Below are 17,249 nucleotides of genomic sequence, written 5' to 3' on the forward strand. Positions count from 1 at the left end.
AACATGGCTAGAAAAGAAGAACTTTTAAAAGCTACCGTATCAGTAGATGATAAAGCAAGTAAGCAATTCGATAAAATTACTAAAAGTATGAACAAACAAAATAATGAGTTGCTTAGGCTAAAAGCTTCAATGGAAAAAGTAAGAGCACAGTCGAGAAAGAAAAATGATTTTCAAGTTGAAACTAAAAAGGCAGTTAATGAAGTAAACAGATTGGAAAAAGCATTTAAAAATCTACAAACTGCTGCTAATAGAACAAGGACTGCAATTGAAAAGATACGTGGTATTGGTTCAATGATGATGCCTAATGGTCTTTCTTTAGCTGCTGGTGTAGCTGCAGGTGGTTATTTCGGAAAACAAATATTTGACAGTACGTTTTTAAAAGCTGCTGAGTATGAGGTAAGTGAAAAAACCATTCAAGCAATGTTTAATAACCAAAAACAAGCCCAAGAATACATGAAGAGTATAGAAGCAATGGCCATTAGTTCACCATTATTAAACTCAGCTGATATGTTTAATAACTCAGGTATGTTTATCTCTTTAACGAAAAATCAGAAGCAATTAGAAAAGATATGGGATTTAACAGAACGACTAACAGCCCGTAATCCTAATGAAGCACTTGGTGGCGGTGTATTTGGTGCTTCTTATGCATTAAGTTCTGCATTTAGTGGTGATCTTGTATCACTTAAGGAGCGTTTTAACTTAAATACTAAGGAGTTAGATGGTTTAGGTAAATTAAAACTAGATGATCAACTAAAAGAGTTAGATAAGTATTTTAGCAAGTTAGGAATGACAGAGGAACTTGTTAATGAAGTAGGAGATACAACACTTGGTATTTGGAATCAAATTGGAGAAACAATGAGCAAAGCTAATCGTCAAATAGGTGAGCCAGCTGTAAAAATTATAAAGCCATTTCTTGATGACATAAATAATGCTTTGCAATCCGGAAAAGTAAATAAATATGTTAAATTTGGTCAGGATATGGCAGCAGGAATTGCACAAGGTTTTGTAAGTGGGGCTAGAAATCTCGGTTCATGGATTGATGGAATAGCAAGTGACCCGAATTTTCAAAAGCTAACTAGCTTAGAAGCCAAAGTTGGATTTGTTTTCGATGACATTTATCAGAGGTTTACTGAGTGGTTAAATACTGGTGGAACAGAAAAGATTCAAGACTCTACTGATAAATTGACTGCAATGGTAGTTAACTCTATACAAGCCTCTCTTCCTAAAATTTTGCCTATCGCAACAGAGGTTGGTATTTCAATCGGTAATGGTATATTAGACGGTATTAAAAGTGCTTTAGATGATTTTAAAATTACACCACGGGAACTTTATTCAGAGAATGTCTTACCATCAGCTACACCTAAGAAGAAAAGTAGTAAAACTAGTAAGAAATCAACCTCTTCTACCAAACCGAAACCTAGTTATGCTCCAACGGTGTCTTTACGACCAACAGGAAATAAAGCACACGCATTTGGAATTCAACGTGTTCCAAGGGATAATTACCCGGCCTTACTTCATGAGGGGGAAAGAGTACAGACTAAGCAAGAAGCTAATCAAAATAAAGGAAATGGTGAACCTTCCGTTTCAATTACTATTCAGAATATGACAGTTCGTGAAGAAGCTGATATTCAGAAGATCGCAAAAGAATTTGTTCGTGAATGGAAAAAGGAACGTTTAAATGTAGGAGGTGTTCCTCAATAATGGAATTTTGGCTTATTGACGGAAATGGAAGACAAAAACTCCGTCTTCCTGTGCCTCCACCAAACTATCTAAACGAAACTGGACAAGATGTTTATATTCAGGAGATTAATGATCTAGGAGAGCATTCCACAAAAGGTGATGCTAAATTAGACAGGACCACCTTAAAATCATTTTTTCCATCAGTATATTATCCTTTCTGCCAATATAAAAATTTCCCGAAACCTTACGAATTCGTAGAAATAATTAATGTGTGGGTTCATAATGATTTACCTATGAGATTATTAATTACTGAAACCAACATTAACAAATTATTTTTTATAGAGGATTTTTCGTATGGTGAAAGAGCAGGAAGTCGAGACGTTGAGTTTGAATTGAGTCTTATTGAGTATAGGTCTATACCTAAAAAGAAATCTAACTCATCTGGCACTACTACAACATCCTCTAGATCTGAAAAAACTCCAAGTAAACCTAAGACGCATACTGTAGTTAAGGGTGATACTTTATGGGCTATAGCAAGAAATTATTATAATGATCCTTATAAATGGGATGAAATCGCAAAGGCAAACGATGTAAAAGATCCTAGGAAGCTTCAAATCGGAAAGGTGTTAAGGTTACCATGAGGTTAGTTATTGATAAACAAGAAATAAGGTTTCTTGATCTAACCTGGAGTGGGTCTAAATATAATGCTGCAAGACAAGTTTCTTTTACTTATCCAAGTAAGATTGGATATGCAATAAGTCCTGGTAGCATCTTAACACTGCACGAAGGTAATCGAACATTGTTTGAGGGAATTGTATTTAGTAAACAGATTTCAAATAAGTCTCATGAAATGAATGTGGTAGCCTATGATAGACTAATATATTTTCTTAAAAGTGAAGGTTCTTATAACTTCAAGACAACTACAGTGGGGAATGTCATTAAAAAGGTTGCAGCTGATGTTGGTGTTCCTGTTGGTAGTATTGCAGATTCAGAAACGTCAATTAAGCTCGATTCAATGATTAGTATGAATCTATATGAAGTGATTCTTCAAGCTTACCGTGAGGTTAAAAATAAGACTAAAATTGTTTATATGCCTGTTATTAATAGTGGGAAATTAAGCATTATAAAAGCAGGTGAAACTGTAAGTGATTTTTCGTTAGAAAATGGAATAAATCTTCTCGACAGTTCATTTGGTGAGAGTATTGAAAATGTGAAAAATAAGATTCTTATTGTTGATGATAAGGGTAACCGTGTAGGTGAGGTTAAAGGTGATGGGTTATCTCAGTGGGGAACATTTCAAGGTGTATATCAAAAAGAAGAAGGAAAAAACTCTAATACAGAAGCGAAATCACTGTTGCATGGTATGGATCTAGAAGCAAGTGTTGAAGCACTTGGAAATATAAACTGTATATCTGGAAAGGCCGTTACTGTATTGGACCCTACGACTAAACTAAAGGGTCTTTTTTATATAGATGAAGATACACACTATTGGAATCGAGGGCAGCATACAATGTCTCTTCAATTAAACTTTAAGAATATGGTAGATGATGAGTTATGAGTTTTGCTGAATTTACTCAAATGGTTAGAGAAGAGGGTAAACATTTTAATGATAAATCACTATATATTGGTGAGGTCGTATCTGTAAATCCGATAAGGGTGAAAACCAATGGGGTGATTTTAGATTCAGATCAATTAAAGGTGGCGACGTATTTATCACAGGTTACTTCTTCAGATGGTGTAATTGAGAGTAAAAAGTTAAAAGAAACCTTGGGAATATCCGACGAGCTACTTCTAATGAGAAGTGGTTCGTATTTTATTATTACTTGTAAATTGGAGGGGATTTAATGAGCATATTCCCTTTTATCAATTCCGATGAACAAACAAATGCAGAAACACCAATACCGATGGCTCGGGAGTGGGCTTGGGATATTGAAAAAGGTGATTTTAAGTTACAGAATGGAAAGCCGTATATTGTGGAAGGGATCGATGCAGTTAAGATTTGGGTTTACAAATCCCTAAAAACAAATCGATTTAAACACAGTTTTTATTCTTGGGATTACGGATCAGAATTAAATAGTTTAGTTGGCTCTGGATTTACAAAAGGAGCAGCAGAGTTAGAAGCAAAGCGTATGATTGAGGAATGTTTAATAGATAATCCTTATATTGAGGGAATTGATTCTTTATCTGTAGTGTTTGAAGATGATACTTTATCTATTTCATATTCTTTATCCACTTTATACGGTAGTACGGAGGTGGTAACCAATGCCTACTAAAAAAGAAATAATGAATAAGATGTTTAGTGCAATACCTAACAACTATGATAAATCAGAAGGATCAATTATCTATGATGCAGTTGTTGGTGTGGCCATCGCATTAGAAGATGGATACATTGAAATGGATTCTATGATTGATAACTTGTTCGCTGAAACGGCTACAAGTGAGTATTTAGAAAAGATTACAGCTGAGCTTGGTGTATTTAAAAAGCCTGCAACAAAGGCAACAACCTATATTGAAGCAACGGGTACAGAAGGAACAGTTATTCCTATAGGTGCTCGTTTTTTTGTAGATACAATTTACTTTGTATCCATTGAAAGTAAAAGCGTTAGTGGTGGAAAGGCTAGTTTATTAGTCGAGTGTGAACAAGAGGGTTCAGTGGGGAATGTACCAGCACACACAATTGTAAACTTTGAACCTATTTCCGGTATAAATGCTGTAACAAACCCAAATGCAGTTACTAATGGATCAGACGAAGAACCAGATGAAGAATTAAGAGAAAGGTATTTTGAGAGGGTTCAAACTCCAGCAACGAGTGGTAATCCTCAGGATTACATTAATTGGTGTAAAGAGGTAGTTGGTGTAGGTGATGCCAAAGTAATTCCTCTTTGGAATGGAAATGGAACAGTAAAATGTGTAGTAATTAATAGCAATAAACGTGCGGTTGATCAAACAACACTTAATGCGGTTGTTACAAATATAGACGATAATAAACCAATTGGACCTACAGTCACTGTAATAAGTGCATCGGAGTTACCTATAAACATATCTGTTGATGTTGATCTGAATACAGGATATGACCTAACAACAGTGACAACATCGATTTCAAATGCTTTAACAAACCATTTTAAAGACATAGCTTTTAAATCTGATTACGTGTCTTATGCATTAGTTGGGTCAACCATCTTAAGTGTGGATGGAGTAATCGATTATAGAAATTTAACACTAAATACTGGTACTTCAAACGTAACAATTGGAAGTGAACAGGTCGCGGTGGTGGGAACAGTCGATGTTACGTGATAAAATGCCTTCTTTTTATAGTGAAAGTGGAATGATGCTTCAGTTATTTGAAGTTGAGGATACAGAGATACAAGATCTTGAAAAATCAATTCAAAATACTTTTGATGAATTTTTTATAGATACTGCTAAAGCAACAATCGATAGATGGGAAAAGGAAGTTGGAGTTCCAAAGTCTTCTCTTCCAATTGAACAACGTAGAGCAACGGTTAAATCAAAGCTAAGAGGTTATGGGACAGTCACTGTAGATCACATTAAAACAATTTGTGATTCCTATACAAATGGTGATGTAAATATTATAGAAAAACCATCCACATATGAGTTTGAAGTGAAGTTTAATAGTGTGCGAGGAATACCACCTAATATTAAGGATTTACAAAATATTATAAATCAAATTAAGCCGGCTCATTTGGGTGTCACTTATATTTACCTGTACACAACATGGGATCGTTTTGATTCCTTCAATTATACTTGGGATGAGTTTGATTCTTTAAATAAAACATGGGATGAATTAGAGGTGATGTAAAGTGCCAACAAATACACCAAGGTTAGGTATTCCTAAACCATTAGGTAATGAATATTTTAACCGGACAAAGTTTAATGAAATATTAGATACGATTGATACGGGAGCTGCAAAGGACAGTGATCTTACTGCGCATAAGGCAGAAGGAGTGTCACAAGGAGAAGTCCACGGCTTACGTGCCACAAACGGTAAACTAGAATACTTTGACGGCATAGAATGGAAAACAGTTAGCGGAGGCTTACCAGTTGGAAGTGTATCGAGTTTTACCACTACACCAGGCAACGCGAAAGCAACTCTCACATGGACTGATCCAGAGGATGTTATCTTAAATAGCGCTACCATTGCGGCATGGGCTGGAACCAAAATCCTACGCAAGACAGGTAGTTACCCTGTAAACGAAAAAGACGGTGTATTAGTCGTTGATAGCGGCGTGCGTAACCAATATACAACAAGTGGTTTCGTGGATACAGGGCTCACAAACGACACAACTTATTACTACTCTGCTTTCCCCTATACGGACGAAGATATATTTGATAAAAAGTCAGATGCACAAGCTACACCACGAGCTGTACAGATTTACGGCGTGAAAATAGACACGACTAACAGCAACCCTGCTACAGCATTAACATACACAGATAATGCTATAGGATTTACACCTGCTAACGGAAACAATGGAGCGTTTAGCTATGGTTCATGGGCTGATAAATTCCCATTTAATCAAATTAAACCGTGTGTATTGAAGTCGAATTTGACGGTCAACTACTACCTAAATCCAAATGACTACACTAAAAAGTTAGACGGCTCTGTTGCTGATATTACGAGTGGCGCAGCAGGTGACGTGATGGTAGAGTTCCCGAAATTATGGTGGAAATTAGAAAAAATCGGAACTGATTTATACGTTAGGTATGCAGATGCTCAAATTGATTCGTCTTGGAAATGTTTGGCTCACAAAAGAGGAGTAACCGATAAAGACAAAGTTTATCTTTCCGCATATATGGGCACCACCATTTCTTCTAAACTTCGTTCGTTGAGTGGAAAAACACCAACAACCACTCAAACGATTGGAGCGTTTAGAACACAAGCTCAAGCAAACGGTGCAGGATTCGACCAAATGGCTTATTACCAATTATTAATGTTGCAAGTCCTGTTTGTCATCATGTTCAAAAGCAGAGATTCTCAGGCTGCTCTGGGCAGAGGGTATGTTGATGGAAATACCGCAGCTATTGCAACAGGTGGAGCAAATACCAAAGGGTTATTCTACGGCGAAACAACAGGAAAATTTCAAAACAAATTCTGCGGTATCGAAGATTTTTGGGGGAACTCGTACTACTGGGTTGACGGATTTTATTCAGATGCTAGCCGAAACATGCTGATTGGCACGCAAAACTTTAACGACACAGGAAGTGGATATACAAATTACGGACAGGGAGCAACTGCTGACATTGGAGGATATATTTCCGATGTGCAAGGTGGTACCGAAACAGGCTTCGTCATTAAGGCTTCCGCAGGAAGCGCGAGTACGCACTACCCGGATTACGGGAATCTGAGTGCCTCCCGGCTGCCGTGTTTCGGTGGGTATTGGCCGGATGCGTCTTATGCTGGCGCTTTCCAGCTGGATGTGAAGTATTCGGCTGCGGATTCGAGTTCGTATATCGGCGGTCGCTTGCTCGCTTTGTAATTTTTTTAAAAGGTTTATAGCATCGAGCCGTTAGGGTTTTATGCAAAACAATACTATAACGAGGTGATTAAAAATCATGAAAATCAGAGGGACGCAAGACCAGGTGAACAACATCGAAGTTAATACCGATACTGTTTATATTCGGTCTGACATTCAGAGGGTCGAGACGAAGGAATTCAACGGATGGGAGTATGAAGAAAAACAATACAACAAGGATGAATACATCAGTCAATTGACTTCCAATCAAGACACAGAAGGCGTGGCTTTTATGCTTACACTCATGATGTCTGAAATCGATATGTTGAGAATGGAAATAGTGGCATTGAAAGGAGGGGTATAAGATGGGTGAAGTTATGTTAAGTATGTGGGCATATGCGGTAGAAAGCGGTAGGATCACAATAGAATTTGTGCCTATTATGTACAGAAATAAAGTGAAAGAGATTATTGGGGTTGGAGTGTAATTGAAACGATTTTCGGATTTTGCATCTGATGACGCTATTCTTACTGGCGACAAAATGAAACTAAATGATATTTTAGGCAAAGAGTTAATTGTCAAAGGGTATAAGGTGGCGGACAGTAAGTATAAACGCGGTAACGGAGCCGATAGAGTTCTAACGCTCCAGTTTGAACTAGGTGGAGTAGATCATATAACTTTCACAGGTTCGAATGTTTTGATCGACCAAGTAGAAAAATATAAAGATGAAATGCCTTTTGTTTCTAAAATAGAAAAAGTGAACAATTTTTATAGTTTTTCTTGAACATCAGGGAATTTATGCGCAACAAACGGAGTCACCAAACGGTGGCTCTTTTTATTATGAGAGGGTGGGAAAGATGGACGGGAATAAGATTGTTTTGTTCATTAAAAGTATATTTACAGCACTTGGTACAGTGTGGTCATTTATTGTTGGAACTATGGGTTGGGCATTTCCTACGTTACTAGTAATGATGGCAGCTGACTTTATAACCGGTATGATGGCTGGTTCGAAGAATGAGGGCCTAAGTAGTTCCCGAGGAAGAGAAGGGTTTAAAAAGAAAGTTTATATTTTAATCCTAATCGGTGCTGTTTATTTATTGGAACGTTCAATATTTGGTACACAACATCTTGGGGATGGTGTAACAATTGCATACATCATTATTGAATTTATTAGTTTAGCAGAGAATGGTGGAAAGCTTGGAGTAAACATTGGTCCTGTGAAGAACATTATTGCGGTGTTGAAGGAAAAAGGGGATGGTAAGTAGTGAGGATTGAAGATACAGGTCTTAAGTGGAAATATGCTTTAACACCTATTAAAAGCTATAGAAAGGTTGTTGTTCATCATCCAGCACACCCAACATGGGATATTAACGATATCCATAAAGCGCATCAAAACAAAGGTTGGAATGGAATGGGTTACAACTATTTCATAACAAAAGAAGGTCGCATTCAACTAGGTAGGGGTATGAATGTAGGTGCTCATTGTGAAGGGCATAACTCGAACACTTTAGGAGTGAGCTTTCAAGGAAACTTTGAAACTCAAATACCCACTGAAGCACAATATAAAGCAGGTGCTCAATTAATCGCAAAACTGTTAAAAGATGCAGGATTAAGCATAACTGATGTCATTGGTCATAGAGATTTAGCTGCAACTGTATGTCCTGGTAAAAACTTTGATATGAGTAAATTGAAACATTACATTCTTGAAGAATTAAATCCTAAAAAAGGAGTGGTTCAAGTGGTAAATAGACCATTAACAGACAGAGAGAAAAAGATACAAGCTGAAGCAATGGAATTAGGTATTACAGACGGTAAAAATCCATTTGAGCCTGTGGATCGTTTTTATTTATGGAGTGCTATGATTCCTTTAGCAAAGCGAGTACGTGAACTTGAACAAAAAAAAAAAAATAAAATAAAAAGCCCTTCCTACTGGAGGGGCTTTCCTTTAAAATACTTTTCTAATAATTTTGTACCATGCATCTTTAATGCTGCATCCCAGTACCTCATATGTCCTTGATATCCATGTGCAAAGTATTCATATTGTACAAAATCCTCATTAACTTCCTTCTGTTCGTACACCTTAATCTTTAATTCATTCATTTTCACTTTCATATCTCGAATATCAATTCTAACCTTTTTTAAAACATCTTCCACAAGATGTAGGTAGGGGTCGTGTAACTTAAATGCAGCTGCTTTAATTGTTTCTATATCGCTTTCTAATACATCGAGTAGATAAGTTCTCATAATGTATTCGTGAACAAGATCTTCTTCATGTTGTGGTATTGGTGCTTTCAATTGTTTTCACTCACTTTTTTTGAAACTTATTTAAAGGTAAAACGTACCATCTATAGAATAGAATTATTATAGAAGAATTACAAGGAGTGAATATATATGGAAAATGTATTTGATTGTGCTGTTGCAACAATTACTGTGACACCTGAAATTGTAACAATTCAACGTCTGTCAAACTATTTTCGTACTCTTTATATTTTCACAAAAACATATTTTTAATGTACTTGCATTTTCTGGTAACCTACCGGCATATGCTAGTAGCATAAGCGCAAGCATGCGTACATAGCATTTCCCACCTTGAACAGGTGGGATTTTTTTATTTTATTTACTTGGACAATGTATCAATTACTCATAGTACTCATAGTATTAAGTATGGGCAATTACCTAAGGAGTTGGTTTTATGGGGAAAGATAAATTTGTAAAGTCTGTTCATTTCAATTTAAAAAATGAAAATGATTCTAAGATCAACAAGCACATAGCAAGGAGAAATTTTTCTGGTTATGTAAAGAAATTAATACTTGAGGACATCAAAAAGAAAGAAGTGGAGAAAGGAGCGATAAAGCAAGCTGAAAGTAAAAAAGAAAATATAAACATAAAACAACCTAAGCCGATTCAGAAGAAACAAACTAAACAAAACATCAATTCTCCACTTATTAATTTGCCGAAAAAATAATTTTTTTGAACCAAAGTAATCTAAAACGATTACTTTTAACTAAAAATTTTTTCAATAATATTAACAACAGTACCACCGGCAGCTCCTATTAAAAACCATAGCCACATTTTTATCACCTCTTAAATTTTAGAATTACCATTACAGGGAGGTTTTATGCATGAGAAAGGTCCAAACAATTAATTTTAAGGAATTTGTTAATGGTCAGTATAAGCAAAAGCAGAATAGAAATAAGGCCCTTTATATGACAATCATTACAGCTACTGGGGCGTACCTGACCATTGGTTTACCAAAAGGTGCATTAGCTGCAACTGAAGCAAGCTCAGGAGCTTTTGACCGTTTGTACGAAGCTGCAATGAGACTGTTTGATGGTGCTGTTGTAGTTATGATCGTTATCTGTGGTGCAATGTGGGGATTCGGACATAGATCACAAGCAATAGAAAGATTAATCGGAGTAGGTGCTGGATATATCTTAGCCAGGCATGCACATGACATTAAAGACTTCTTTAAATCAATTTAAGGAGTGATTATGTGGAAGTAGTAGGTAACACAATCAAGTTTAAAATAACATCACCTTATGGAGCGCGGGAGTCATTTAGAACACATCCACATACTGGGATGGATGTTAATTTTCCATCAGGCACGGGGATTCATTCAGTGCATTCAGGGGTTGTGGAAAAGGTAGTTAATTATGGAGATGAAAACTTAGGTAAAGGAATATTCGTTAAAGGTGAAAATGGAGAAACAACAATATATGGACATATGAGAGATATATCTATTAGCGAAGGTCAAAGAGTTAGTGAAGGTACTATGATCGGTCATAGTGGTTCAACAGGTCATTCCACCGGACCGCACTTGCATTTTGCCGAGAAAAATGCAGAAGGTAATTTCGTTGACCCTACACATCATTTTGAACAATTAACTGCTATGAGTGCTAATAGTGTAACAGATCAGTCAAATTGGTTCTTAGATAGTGTGAATAGCTTCAGTGATTACATTATAAATAAAGAAGTTGAGTTTATTTTTAAACCGATCGGAATAGGCATAAAAAACATGGCAATCGATTTGTTTTGGTATATTCAAACAAACATTCCTGAGATCATGGGATCAATCACATTATTAGCTGCCGCATTAATTATTCTTGGTTTTCGAATTCCAAAAGTAACATCGATTTATGGAGTCTCATTAATTATTGCTGCTTTTTGGAGATCAGCAACTTAAGGAGTGATTACTAGTGATTCAAGGGGACAATTTTACTGTAGATGTAGAGAATAGAAACTTACCTGTACTTTATAACGGTGGATTGCCAGCTGAAATCCAAGAGAAAAAGTTAAGAAAACCTTTTTTCAACAGGAAGATAAAAGCTATAAAATGGAATGATTTCTTTGAAGTAGAGAAGAATAAAATGAAGGTGTTTCGGATCATCCCACATCTGAATTGTTCTAACAATCAGAATCGACATTTGTGGAACACCTTGCACAAAGCTTATGAGCTTTACCATTCAGTGAATTCGAGAACTACATTAAAAGTAACAAATGGGATAAAAGTTACTCACAGGGAGAAGGACCTGATCTGGTTTGACATCCTCTTTAAAACCGAAGGAGAAGAAAAGAAGATTGAATTTTATTTTTCAACAAGTGAAACCATGGCGAAGAAATTTAAGTCTATCTTGGAAAACAGGCTCAACATAACGTGTAAAGATGCAGAGGTGGTTGATCTGCATGTTCCTGAAGAAAATACAATCGTACATGAACTTAGATACGTAAAACATGATATTTTTTCACTTGATACGAATCATACGACTCAAACTTCTCCGATCGGAAGCATACTTAACACTATTGATGAGATGGACTCAGGTGATTTTGCTAGAATAAGTATTTGTAATGAAAGAGAAGACCGAAAGAAATGGTTTAACAATGCTGTGTGGGCATCAAAAAAGCTGAAGAAAGGAAATGTACCTCAAAGAGCAAACATAAACGGAAAAAGAATTGTAGGTGCATCTAAGCCAGTTGTAATAGGATTTATAAATGAACTAAACTCATTGGTAACCGATACACTACAAGCAGTTAGTAACGTGTTCACCAAATCAGATAATCAGTTTGAAAAGAAGAATATAATAAAAGAAACTGGAACAAGTTTTGACTACGCATCGATGAAGATCAGAGACAAAGAGAGTCAATCAACTTGGAAAACTCACATAAGAACCGCAGTTCACTCTCCAGTAAAATTCAACCGCGATAACATATCTAATTCGATTACTAGCTCTTTTACAGAACTTTCAAAGGATAACGAACTAAATAACAAGAAAATAGTTGATACGATCGACATTAAAGTCGGTTCTTTACATTTGAAAATAAAAGGAAGAAAACATGAAGTGCTAAATGAGTTAAATAATTTGCAACTTTCCAAGAAAACAAAGATGGATCCTAATGTTAATATCATGAGTTCAGATGAGCTAGGTAAACTTCAGCAATTTCCTACTGCAGAACTTCAACGTAAGTTTGAAAACAGTCTATCAGTTAACAAAAAAGTAGAAACAGAAATACCTAAATTGTTTACAAAAGACGGTATTCTAATAGGTGTAGCCCAACTTAAAGATGTACAGATACCAATTTATATTCCTACAACTAATCCAAATGATTTATATAGAGCATTTGTAGCGATGGGAGGCATGGGATCAGGAAAAGATACTTATATTCAAAACTTCGTTACGGAAGCAAATCTGAAGAACAAAATAAGTTTTGTTGTAATCGACCAGGTGAACAAAGAAGGCAAACAGGGGATGGCCAACGGTATAAGAGATAGTCTTCCTCCAGAAAATATTGTGGATATTGATTTATCAAATGACGATTTTTTACCTCCCTTAGATTTAACAGAAGTTATTGAGAAACTAGGTCGTAAGGGTGCAGATCGCTTTGCTAATGAACTTATTGAATTCATGAATGTGGATGACATGGGGCAGAGTAGAAAAATCCTAAGGAATTTTGCTAAGGCATGCAGAGGTTCATTGTATCAGTTAAAAGAACTTCTAGAAAATGAAGAATTTAGAGTTAATCGTATTAAAGAATTAAAAAAAGAGGGTTTAGGTCGTGTAGCTGATGAGTTGGATAAATTCTCGACAACTTATAAAGAGAATGCTAAGGGAGAGGTTGTAATAGATAAAGATGGACAGAAATCACTTGATTCAAAAGCATCTGCAATTTTAAACAGATTAGATGAACTTTTAGGTGACGAAACACTATACTCTATTTTCGCACAACCACCAAATAAGGAATTTAGCTTAGGGAAATTGATGAAAGAAGGAAAGGTCATAATATTCCGTGTTCCTGATCGTATCCTCTCAACTGTTGCAGTAAGAACCCTGGTCCACTGGATCACGTTACAAACGCTAATGACTAGATTATTGATGTCTAATGAAGATCAAGCAAATGGGTGCTTTGTTGTATATAACGAGCCACAAACATACTTGAGTAACAACAAGGGGTTAGCTGAACTAATGAAAAGAATAGCTGTTCAAGGAAGAAAAGAACGTCTAGGATCAATCTTTGCCTGTCATCATATTGGGCAAATTTCAGAAATAAGTGACGATTTAATTTCAGGTGGTGTCCACTGGTTATTGTTCAAAAATGATAACAAGAAGACGTTTGACAGCTTAAGTGAATTTTTAAAACCAACTTTTGAGGTAGAAACAGCTCTAAACATCCCTAATACGACTAAAACAAGACACGCAATATGTATTTTTGATTTTGATGGAGAGAAACAACCGGCCTTCTTAACAAGAACGCTGATTCCGTCTTATGAGCGATACAAGGAATATGACAATAGCTATTTAACTAAAAGACACTCCAGAATGTACGGAAGGTCAATTGAAGAGATTGAGGAAATGTTGAGTGCTTAACCTTTCTGTGTCTTTAATTAGTACTTCTATAACTTTTGAAGGCAGGAAGGAAGGGACTAAAGACTTAATGGGAATTACACATAAACCACCAATTGTAATTGACCCGACAAACTCAATTTACTTCTTCCCAACAACATCCTCCACACGGCCGCATTGTGCATGGCTTTCACATAGCTTTGTGAAAGAATATGTAGGAACGAAAGAAGACAATACTTGCATTACGTTTACAAATGGTAAAGTTATAACGTTACCAATGTCAGTAGGTTCCTTTGAAAATCAACTTTTCCGCACAGCACAGTTAAGAACGATTATTTCTTCAAGAATTGAACAAGAACAAAGAAAAATAAATATGCTTCTTTTTCCAAAAGGAGAGAAGGAAGTTAGTTCATTTTATGAACAAATGATAAGAGAAATGAATCGATTTCAATAATTTAACTTCATTGTGAATAAGATAGAATGAGACGAAGCTATCCGATTTGTGGGTAGCTTTTTCAGGGTCTACTTAATGCATAAGGACTTTACCTAATTATGTAACATTTAGACACGTTAATCCGTATTACTGCTAAGACATTATGATGATAAGGAGAATATGATGTCATTTAAAAAGAGAAGAGAAAAACATTTAAAAAAACGAAGAGCCAAAAGCAAGCATGATACTTATTCCTTATTCGATTTCTTTGCGGATGTTGTCTTTTATTTTCCTGAACTTATTTTTTTACCGTTTCGGATACTGTGGTATGGATTAAGAGTCATATTTAGATTTTTTGATTGGACCTAGTGTTGAAGCGCATTAGTTATTGAACTTATTTTCCTTTATTTTGGAAGTACTAATATTTGGGTTGATTTTGTGTGCTTTTCCCATGATTTATTTTTTCTGGTTTAAATAAATATAGTTCCATAATTTCAGATACTTTGTTTCGAATTCTCGGATTAAAATAATTATGTTTTTCTTCATATCCGTTGTAAATAAAGGAATATAGAGTGAATGCTTCGTCTCGTTCAACCTGATGAACTTTAATGTTTCGTTTTTGAAGTTCTCGCTTAACGTCAGCCAAATCCTTTTGTACGAGTTTTAATGACTCTTCGACAATAGATAAATATGGACGATGTAATTTAAATGGACTTTGTTGAATAACTGCTAAATCTCTATTAAAAATTGAAACAGCCATCGGTAAATAAATTGCTTGTTCGATCATGTCTCGAACGTCACTTGGTATTCTTGTCACAGAAATGCCCCCTATCGGTTCAGAACATTTGTTCGTATTTAATTATAATCGAATCTTAATAAATTCGCAAGTATGACAAACTTAGTAAGTACCTGTATCTTTTAAGTTTTAACATAAGTGTGTACAATAGATACAAAGGAATTTACAAGGAGTATAAGATGAACTTTGAGACGTTACAGGACATATTTACATTAGAATATTTAATGGAACTATTTGAGACCTATCGTTCATTTGGTCCATTTTTCGCGATATTATTACCAATGTTAGAAGCCTTTTTTCCATTTTTACCTCTAGTTGTCTTTATTGTTGCCAATGTAAATTCATTTGGACTATGGATGGGATTTTTTTTATCTTGGATTGGGGCTTGTTTAGGTGCTATTATTGTATTCGTTATAATGAGGAAACTTGGCGAATGGAGAGTTTTTAAGAGCCTGAAACAAAAAAAGGGAATTAAAAAGCTGTTAACCTGGATTGAAAGAAGAGGATTTAGTCCGCTTTTTCTTATTCTTTGTTTTCCGTTTACTCCGTCGGCAGCGATTAATGTTGTTGCAGGTTTGTCCAGAATTAGTTACTGGCAGTTTATATTAGCCGTTCTATCGGGGAAACTAGTTATGATTTTCTTGGTAAGTTTTATTGGGCAGGATCTGCACGCTCTTATAACAAAGCCAATTCGATCTGTTATAGCAGGAGTTGTAATCTTTTTACTGTGGTTCATTGGAAAAAGAGTGGAAAAAAGATTAAATACTACCATGACGGTTGAGAAAAAAGAACACTAACCTTTAGGAGGTTATATGAAAAAGCGTAAAATTGCTTTTACGGCAGTAGGAGTATGTTTAACGGCTATTATTGTGAAAAACTTGATCTTTGTTGAATATAAGGTAGAGGGAGTTTCCATGCAGCCAACATATGAGGAAGGAAGATTGCTGTCTATTAACAAGTTAAGCTTATATTTTTCCTCGTTAAAGAGATTTGATGTAGTTGTATTTCAACTCCCAAATAGTGACGACATTTATGTGAAAAGAGTGATTGGTCTTCCGGGTGATGAACTTCATTATAAGGACGATCAGCTTTATGTAAATGGAAAGGCTGTAAATGAACCTTTTCTTTCTCCAGAAGATCTAGATGTTACGAAGCAGACAGGAAACTTTACACTCGAGGATATTATAGATAAGGGAACAATACCAAAAGGTTATATATTTGTTATAGGTGACAACCGTATTCAAAGCCGGGACAGTCGTCATTTTGGTTTAGTGAAAATGGATGATGTCATAGGAATTGTAGGTAATGAAGAATAATGCTAACTCAACTTGTTTATAACTTGTGGAGTTAGCATTTTTTTGATGATAAAGGGAGGGGGTGTGCTGTTGTTCATTGGGTGGATGAATGACAAAAGTGGGCGGAGTGGAAGAGCGAGTGGTGTCGTTCATAGGGGGGATGAACGACAAACCCCAGATAGAACCAGTCGCAGATGGTCATCATAAGCCGAATGAAGACCAAACCCCAGATAGAATCAGTCGCAGATGGTCTTCATAAGCGGAATGAAGACCAAACCCCAGATAGAATCAGTCGCAGATGGTCATCATAAGCCGGATGAAGACCAAACCCCAGATAGAACCAGTCGCAGATGGTCATCATAAGCCGAATGAAGACCAAACCCCAGATAGAATCAGTCGCAGATGGTCTTCATAAGCCGAATGAAGACCAAACCCCAGATAGAATCAGTCGCATGTGGTCTTCATAGGCGGAATGAAGACCAAACTCCAGATAGAACCAGTCGCAGATGGTCATCATAAGCCGAATGAAGACCAAACCCCAGATAGAACCAGTCGCAGATGGTCATCATAAGCGGAATGAAGACCAAAATCCAAATAGAATCCCGCCCAGATGGTCTTCAAAAGCCTGGATGATGAAACCCACCCCAATAGAACCCCCACAAACCTTCTTCAGAACCCCCAATCAATCAAAATATAAAAAATCAAACATACACAAAGAAGAAAAAATTCCCTAATATTTCTAT

General features: G+C 36.0%; 21 protein-coding genes. 19 read left to right on the plus strand and 2 right to left on the minus strand.

Annotation, left to right across the window (positions count from 1 at the left end; genetic code table 11):
• Window positions 1–3: 3 nt before the first annotated feature.
• From LPC09_RS04305 to LPC09_RS04360, 12 genes are all read left to right on the plus strand, one after another.
• Entirely contained in the window at window positions 4–1,701 is a 1,698-nt protein-coding gene (locus LPC09_RS04305; protein WP_231309081.1) for a hypothetical protein, read from the plus strand.
• Window positions 1,701–2,321, plus strand: a complete 621-nt coding sequence (locus LPC09_RS04310; protein ID WP_231309082.1) for a LysM peptidoglycan-binding domain-containing protein — start codon at window positions 1,701–1,703, stop codon at window positions 2,319–2,321. The genes LPC09_RS04305 and LPC09_RS04310 overlap by 1 nt, the downstream gene beginning before the upstream one ends.
• A complete protein-coding gene (locus tag LPC09_RS04315) occupies window positions 2,318–3,238 on the plus strand; it encodes an XkdQ/YqbQ family protein (protein ID WP_231309083.1) in 921 nt (306 codons plus the stop codon). Before LPC09_RS04310 ends, LPC09_RS04315 begins: the two co-directional genes overlap by 4 nt.
• Window positions 3,235–3,525: a DUF2577 family protein gene (locus LPC09_RS04320; protein WP_231309084.1), complete on the plus strand. Its 291-nt coding sequence runs from the start codon at window positions 3,235–3,237 to the stop codon at window positions 3,523–3,525. Before LPC09_RS04315 ends, LPC09_RS04320 begins: the two co-directional genes overlap by 4 nt.
• Complete coding sequence (locus LPC09_RS04325) at window positions 3,525–3,953, plus strand: DUF2634 domain-containing protein (protein ID WP_098795518.1); 429 nt, start codon at window positions 3,525–3,527, stop codon at window positions 3,951–3,953. Before LPC09_RS04320 ends, LPC09_RS04325 begins: the two co-directional genes overlap by 1 nt.
• Window positions 3,943–4,974: a baseplate J/gp47 family protein gene (locus LPC09_RS04330; protein ID WP_231309086.1), complete on the plus strand. Its 1,032-nt coding sequence runs from the start codon at window positions 3,943–3,945 to the stop codon at window positions 4,972–4,974. The genes LPC09_RS04325 and LPC09_RS04330 overlap by 11 nt, the downstream gene beginning before the upstream one ends.
• Entirely contained in the window at window positions 4,964–5,497 is a 534-nt protein-coding gene (locus tag LPC09_RS04335) for a putative phage tail protein (protein ID WP_231309087.1), read from the plus strand. The genes LPC09_RS04330 and LPC09_RS04335 overlap by 11 nt, the downstream gene beginning before the upstream one ends.
• Before the next feature lies 1 nt (window position 5,498).
• The gene (locus LPC09_RS04340) at window positions 5,499–7,172 is read left to right on the plus strand and encodes a hypothetical protein (protein ID WP_231309088.1); all 1,674 of its coding nucleotides are present in this window, start codon (window positions 5,499–5,501) and stop codon (window positions 7,170–7,172) included.
• A 76-nt stretch (window positions 7,173–7,248) separates the two neighbouring features.
• Entirely contained in the window at window positions 7,249–7,512 is a 264-nt protein-coding gene (locus tag LPC09_RS04345) for a hypothetical protein (RefSeq protein ID WP_231309089.1), read from the plus strand.
• 121 nt (window positions 7,513–7,633) lie between these two features.
• Window positions 7,634–7,930 carry a hypothetical protein gene (locus LPC09_RS04350; protein WP_231309090.1) on the plus strand — a complete coding sequence of 99 codons (297 nt, stop codon included), beginning with the start codon at window positions 7,634–7,636 and terminating at the stop codon, window positions 7,928–7,930.
• A gap of 73 nt (window positions 7,931–8,003) precedes the next feature.
• Window positions 8,004–8,411, plus strand: a complete 408-nt coding sequence (locus tag LPC09_RS04355) for a phage holin family protein (RefSeq protein WP_231309091.1) — start codon at window positions 8,004–8,006, stop codon at window positions 8,409–8,411.
• Window positions 8,411–9,163, plus strand: coding sequence for a peptidoglycan recognition protein family protein (locus LPC09_RS04360; protein WP_231309092.1), 753 nt, complete (start codon window positions 8,411–8,413; stop codon window positions 9,161–9,163). Before LPC09_RS04355 ends, LPC09_RS04360 begins: the two co-directional genes overlap by 1 nt.
• Here the strand turns inward: LPC09_RS04360 and LPC09_RS04365 are convergent.
• Complete coding sequence (locus tag LPC09_RS04365) at window positions 9,073–9,441, minus strand: YhjD family protein (protein WP_231309093.1); 369 nt, start codon at window positions 9,439–9,441, stop codon at window positions 9,073–9,075. The two genes, LPC09_RS04360 and LPC09_RS04365, sit on opposite strands and share 91 nt — an antisense overlap.
• A 397-nt stretch (window positions 9,442–9,838) precedes the next feature.
• Here LPC09_RS04365 and LPC09_RS04370 point away from each other — a divergent pair, with 397 nt between their 5' ends.
• The 5 genes from LPC09_RS04370 (at window position 9,839) to LPC09_RS04390 (ending at window position 14,436) form a co-directional block, all read left to right on the plus strand.
• Entirely contained in the window at window positions 9,839–10,111 is a 273-nt protein-coding gene (locus tag LPC09_RS04370; protein WP_231309094.1) for a hypothetical protein, read from the plus strand.
• 157 nt (window positions 10,112–10,268) lie between these two features.
• Window positions 10,269–10,628, plus strand: coding sequence for a glycosyltransferase (locus LPC09_RS04375; protein ID WP_231309095.1), 360 nt, complete (start codon window positions 10,269–10,271; stop codon window positions 10,626–10,628).
• Between the two features lie 11 nt (window positions 10,629–10,639).
• On the plus strand, window positions 10,640–11,329 hold the full coding sequence (locus LPC09_RS04380; protein WP_231309096.1) for a M23 family metallopeptidase: 690 nt from the start codon (window positions 10,640–10,642) through the stop codon (window positions 11,327–11,329).
• 13 nt (window positions 11,330–11,342) lie between these two features.
• On the plus strand, window positions 11,343–14,006 hold the full coding sequence (locus LPC09_RS04385; RefSeq protein WP_231309097.1) for an ATP-binding protein: 2,664 nt from the start codon (window positions 11,343–11,345) through the stop codon (window positions 14,004–14,006).
• On the plus strand, window positions 13,999–14,436 hold the full coding sequence (locus LPC09_RS04390) for a competence protein ComK (RefSeq protein WP_231309098.1): 438 nt from the start codon (window positions 13,999–14,001) through the stop codon (window positions 14,434–14,436). Before LPC09_RS04385 ends, LPC09_RS04390 begins: the two co-directional genes overlap by 8 nt.
• Window positions 14,437–14,833: 397 nt before the next feature.
• Here the strand turns inward: LPC09_RS04390 and LPC09_RS04395 are convergent, their stop codons facing one another.
• Entirely contained in the window at window positions 14,834–15,232 is a 399-nt protein-coding gene (locus tag LPC09_RS04395) for a YhjD family protein (RefSeq protein ID WP_098794854.1), read from the minus strand.
• 158 nt (window positions 15,233–15,390) lie between these two features.
• On the opposite strand from LPC09_RS04395, the gene LPC09_RS04400 reads away from it, so the two are divergent.
• Window positions 15,391–16,008: a TVP38/TMEM64 family protein gene (locus LPC09_RS04400; protein WP_098794853.1), complete on the plus strand. Its 618-nt coding sequence runs from the start codon at window positions 15,391–15,393 to the stop codon at window positions 16,006–16,008.
• Window positions 16,009–16,023: 15 nt separating this feature from the next.
• Entirely contained in the window at window positions 16,024–16,527 is a 504-nt protein-coding gene (lepB, locus tag LPC09_RS04405) for a signal peptidase I (protein ID WP_098794852.1), read from the plus strand.
• Window positions 16,528–17,249: the final 722 nt, after the last annotated feature.

This window comes from Metabacillus sp. B2-18, from assembly GCF_021117275.1.
Taxonomy (GTDB): Bacteria; Bacillota; Bacilli; order Bacillales; family Bacillaceae; genus Metabacillus.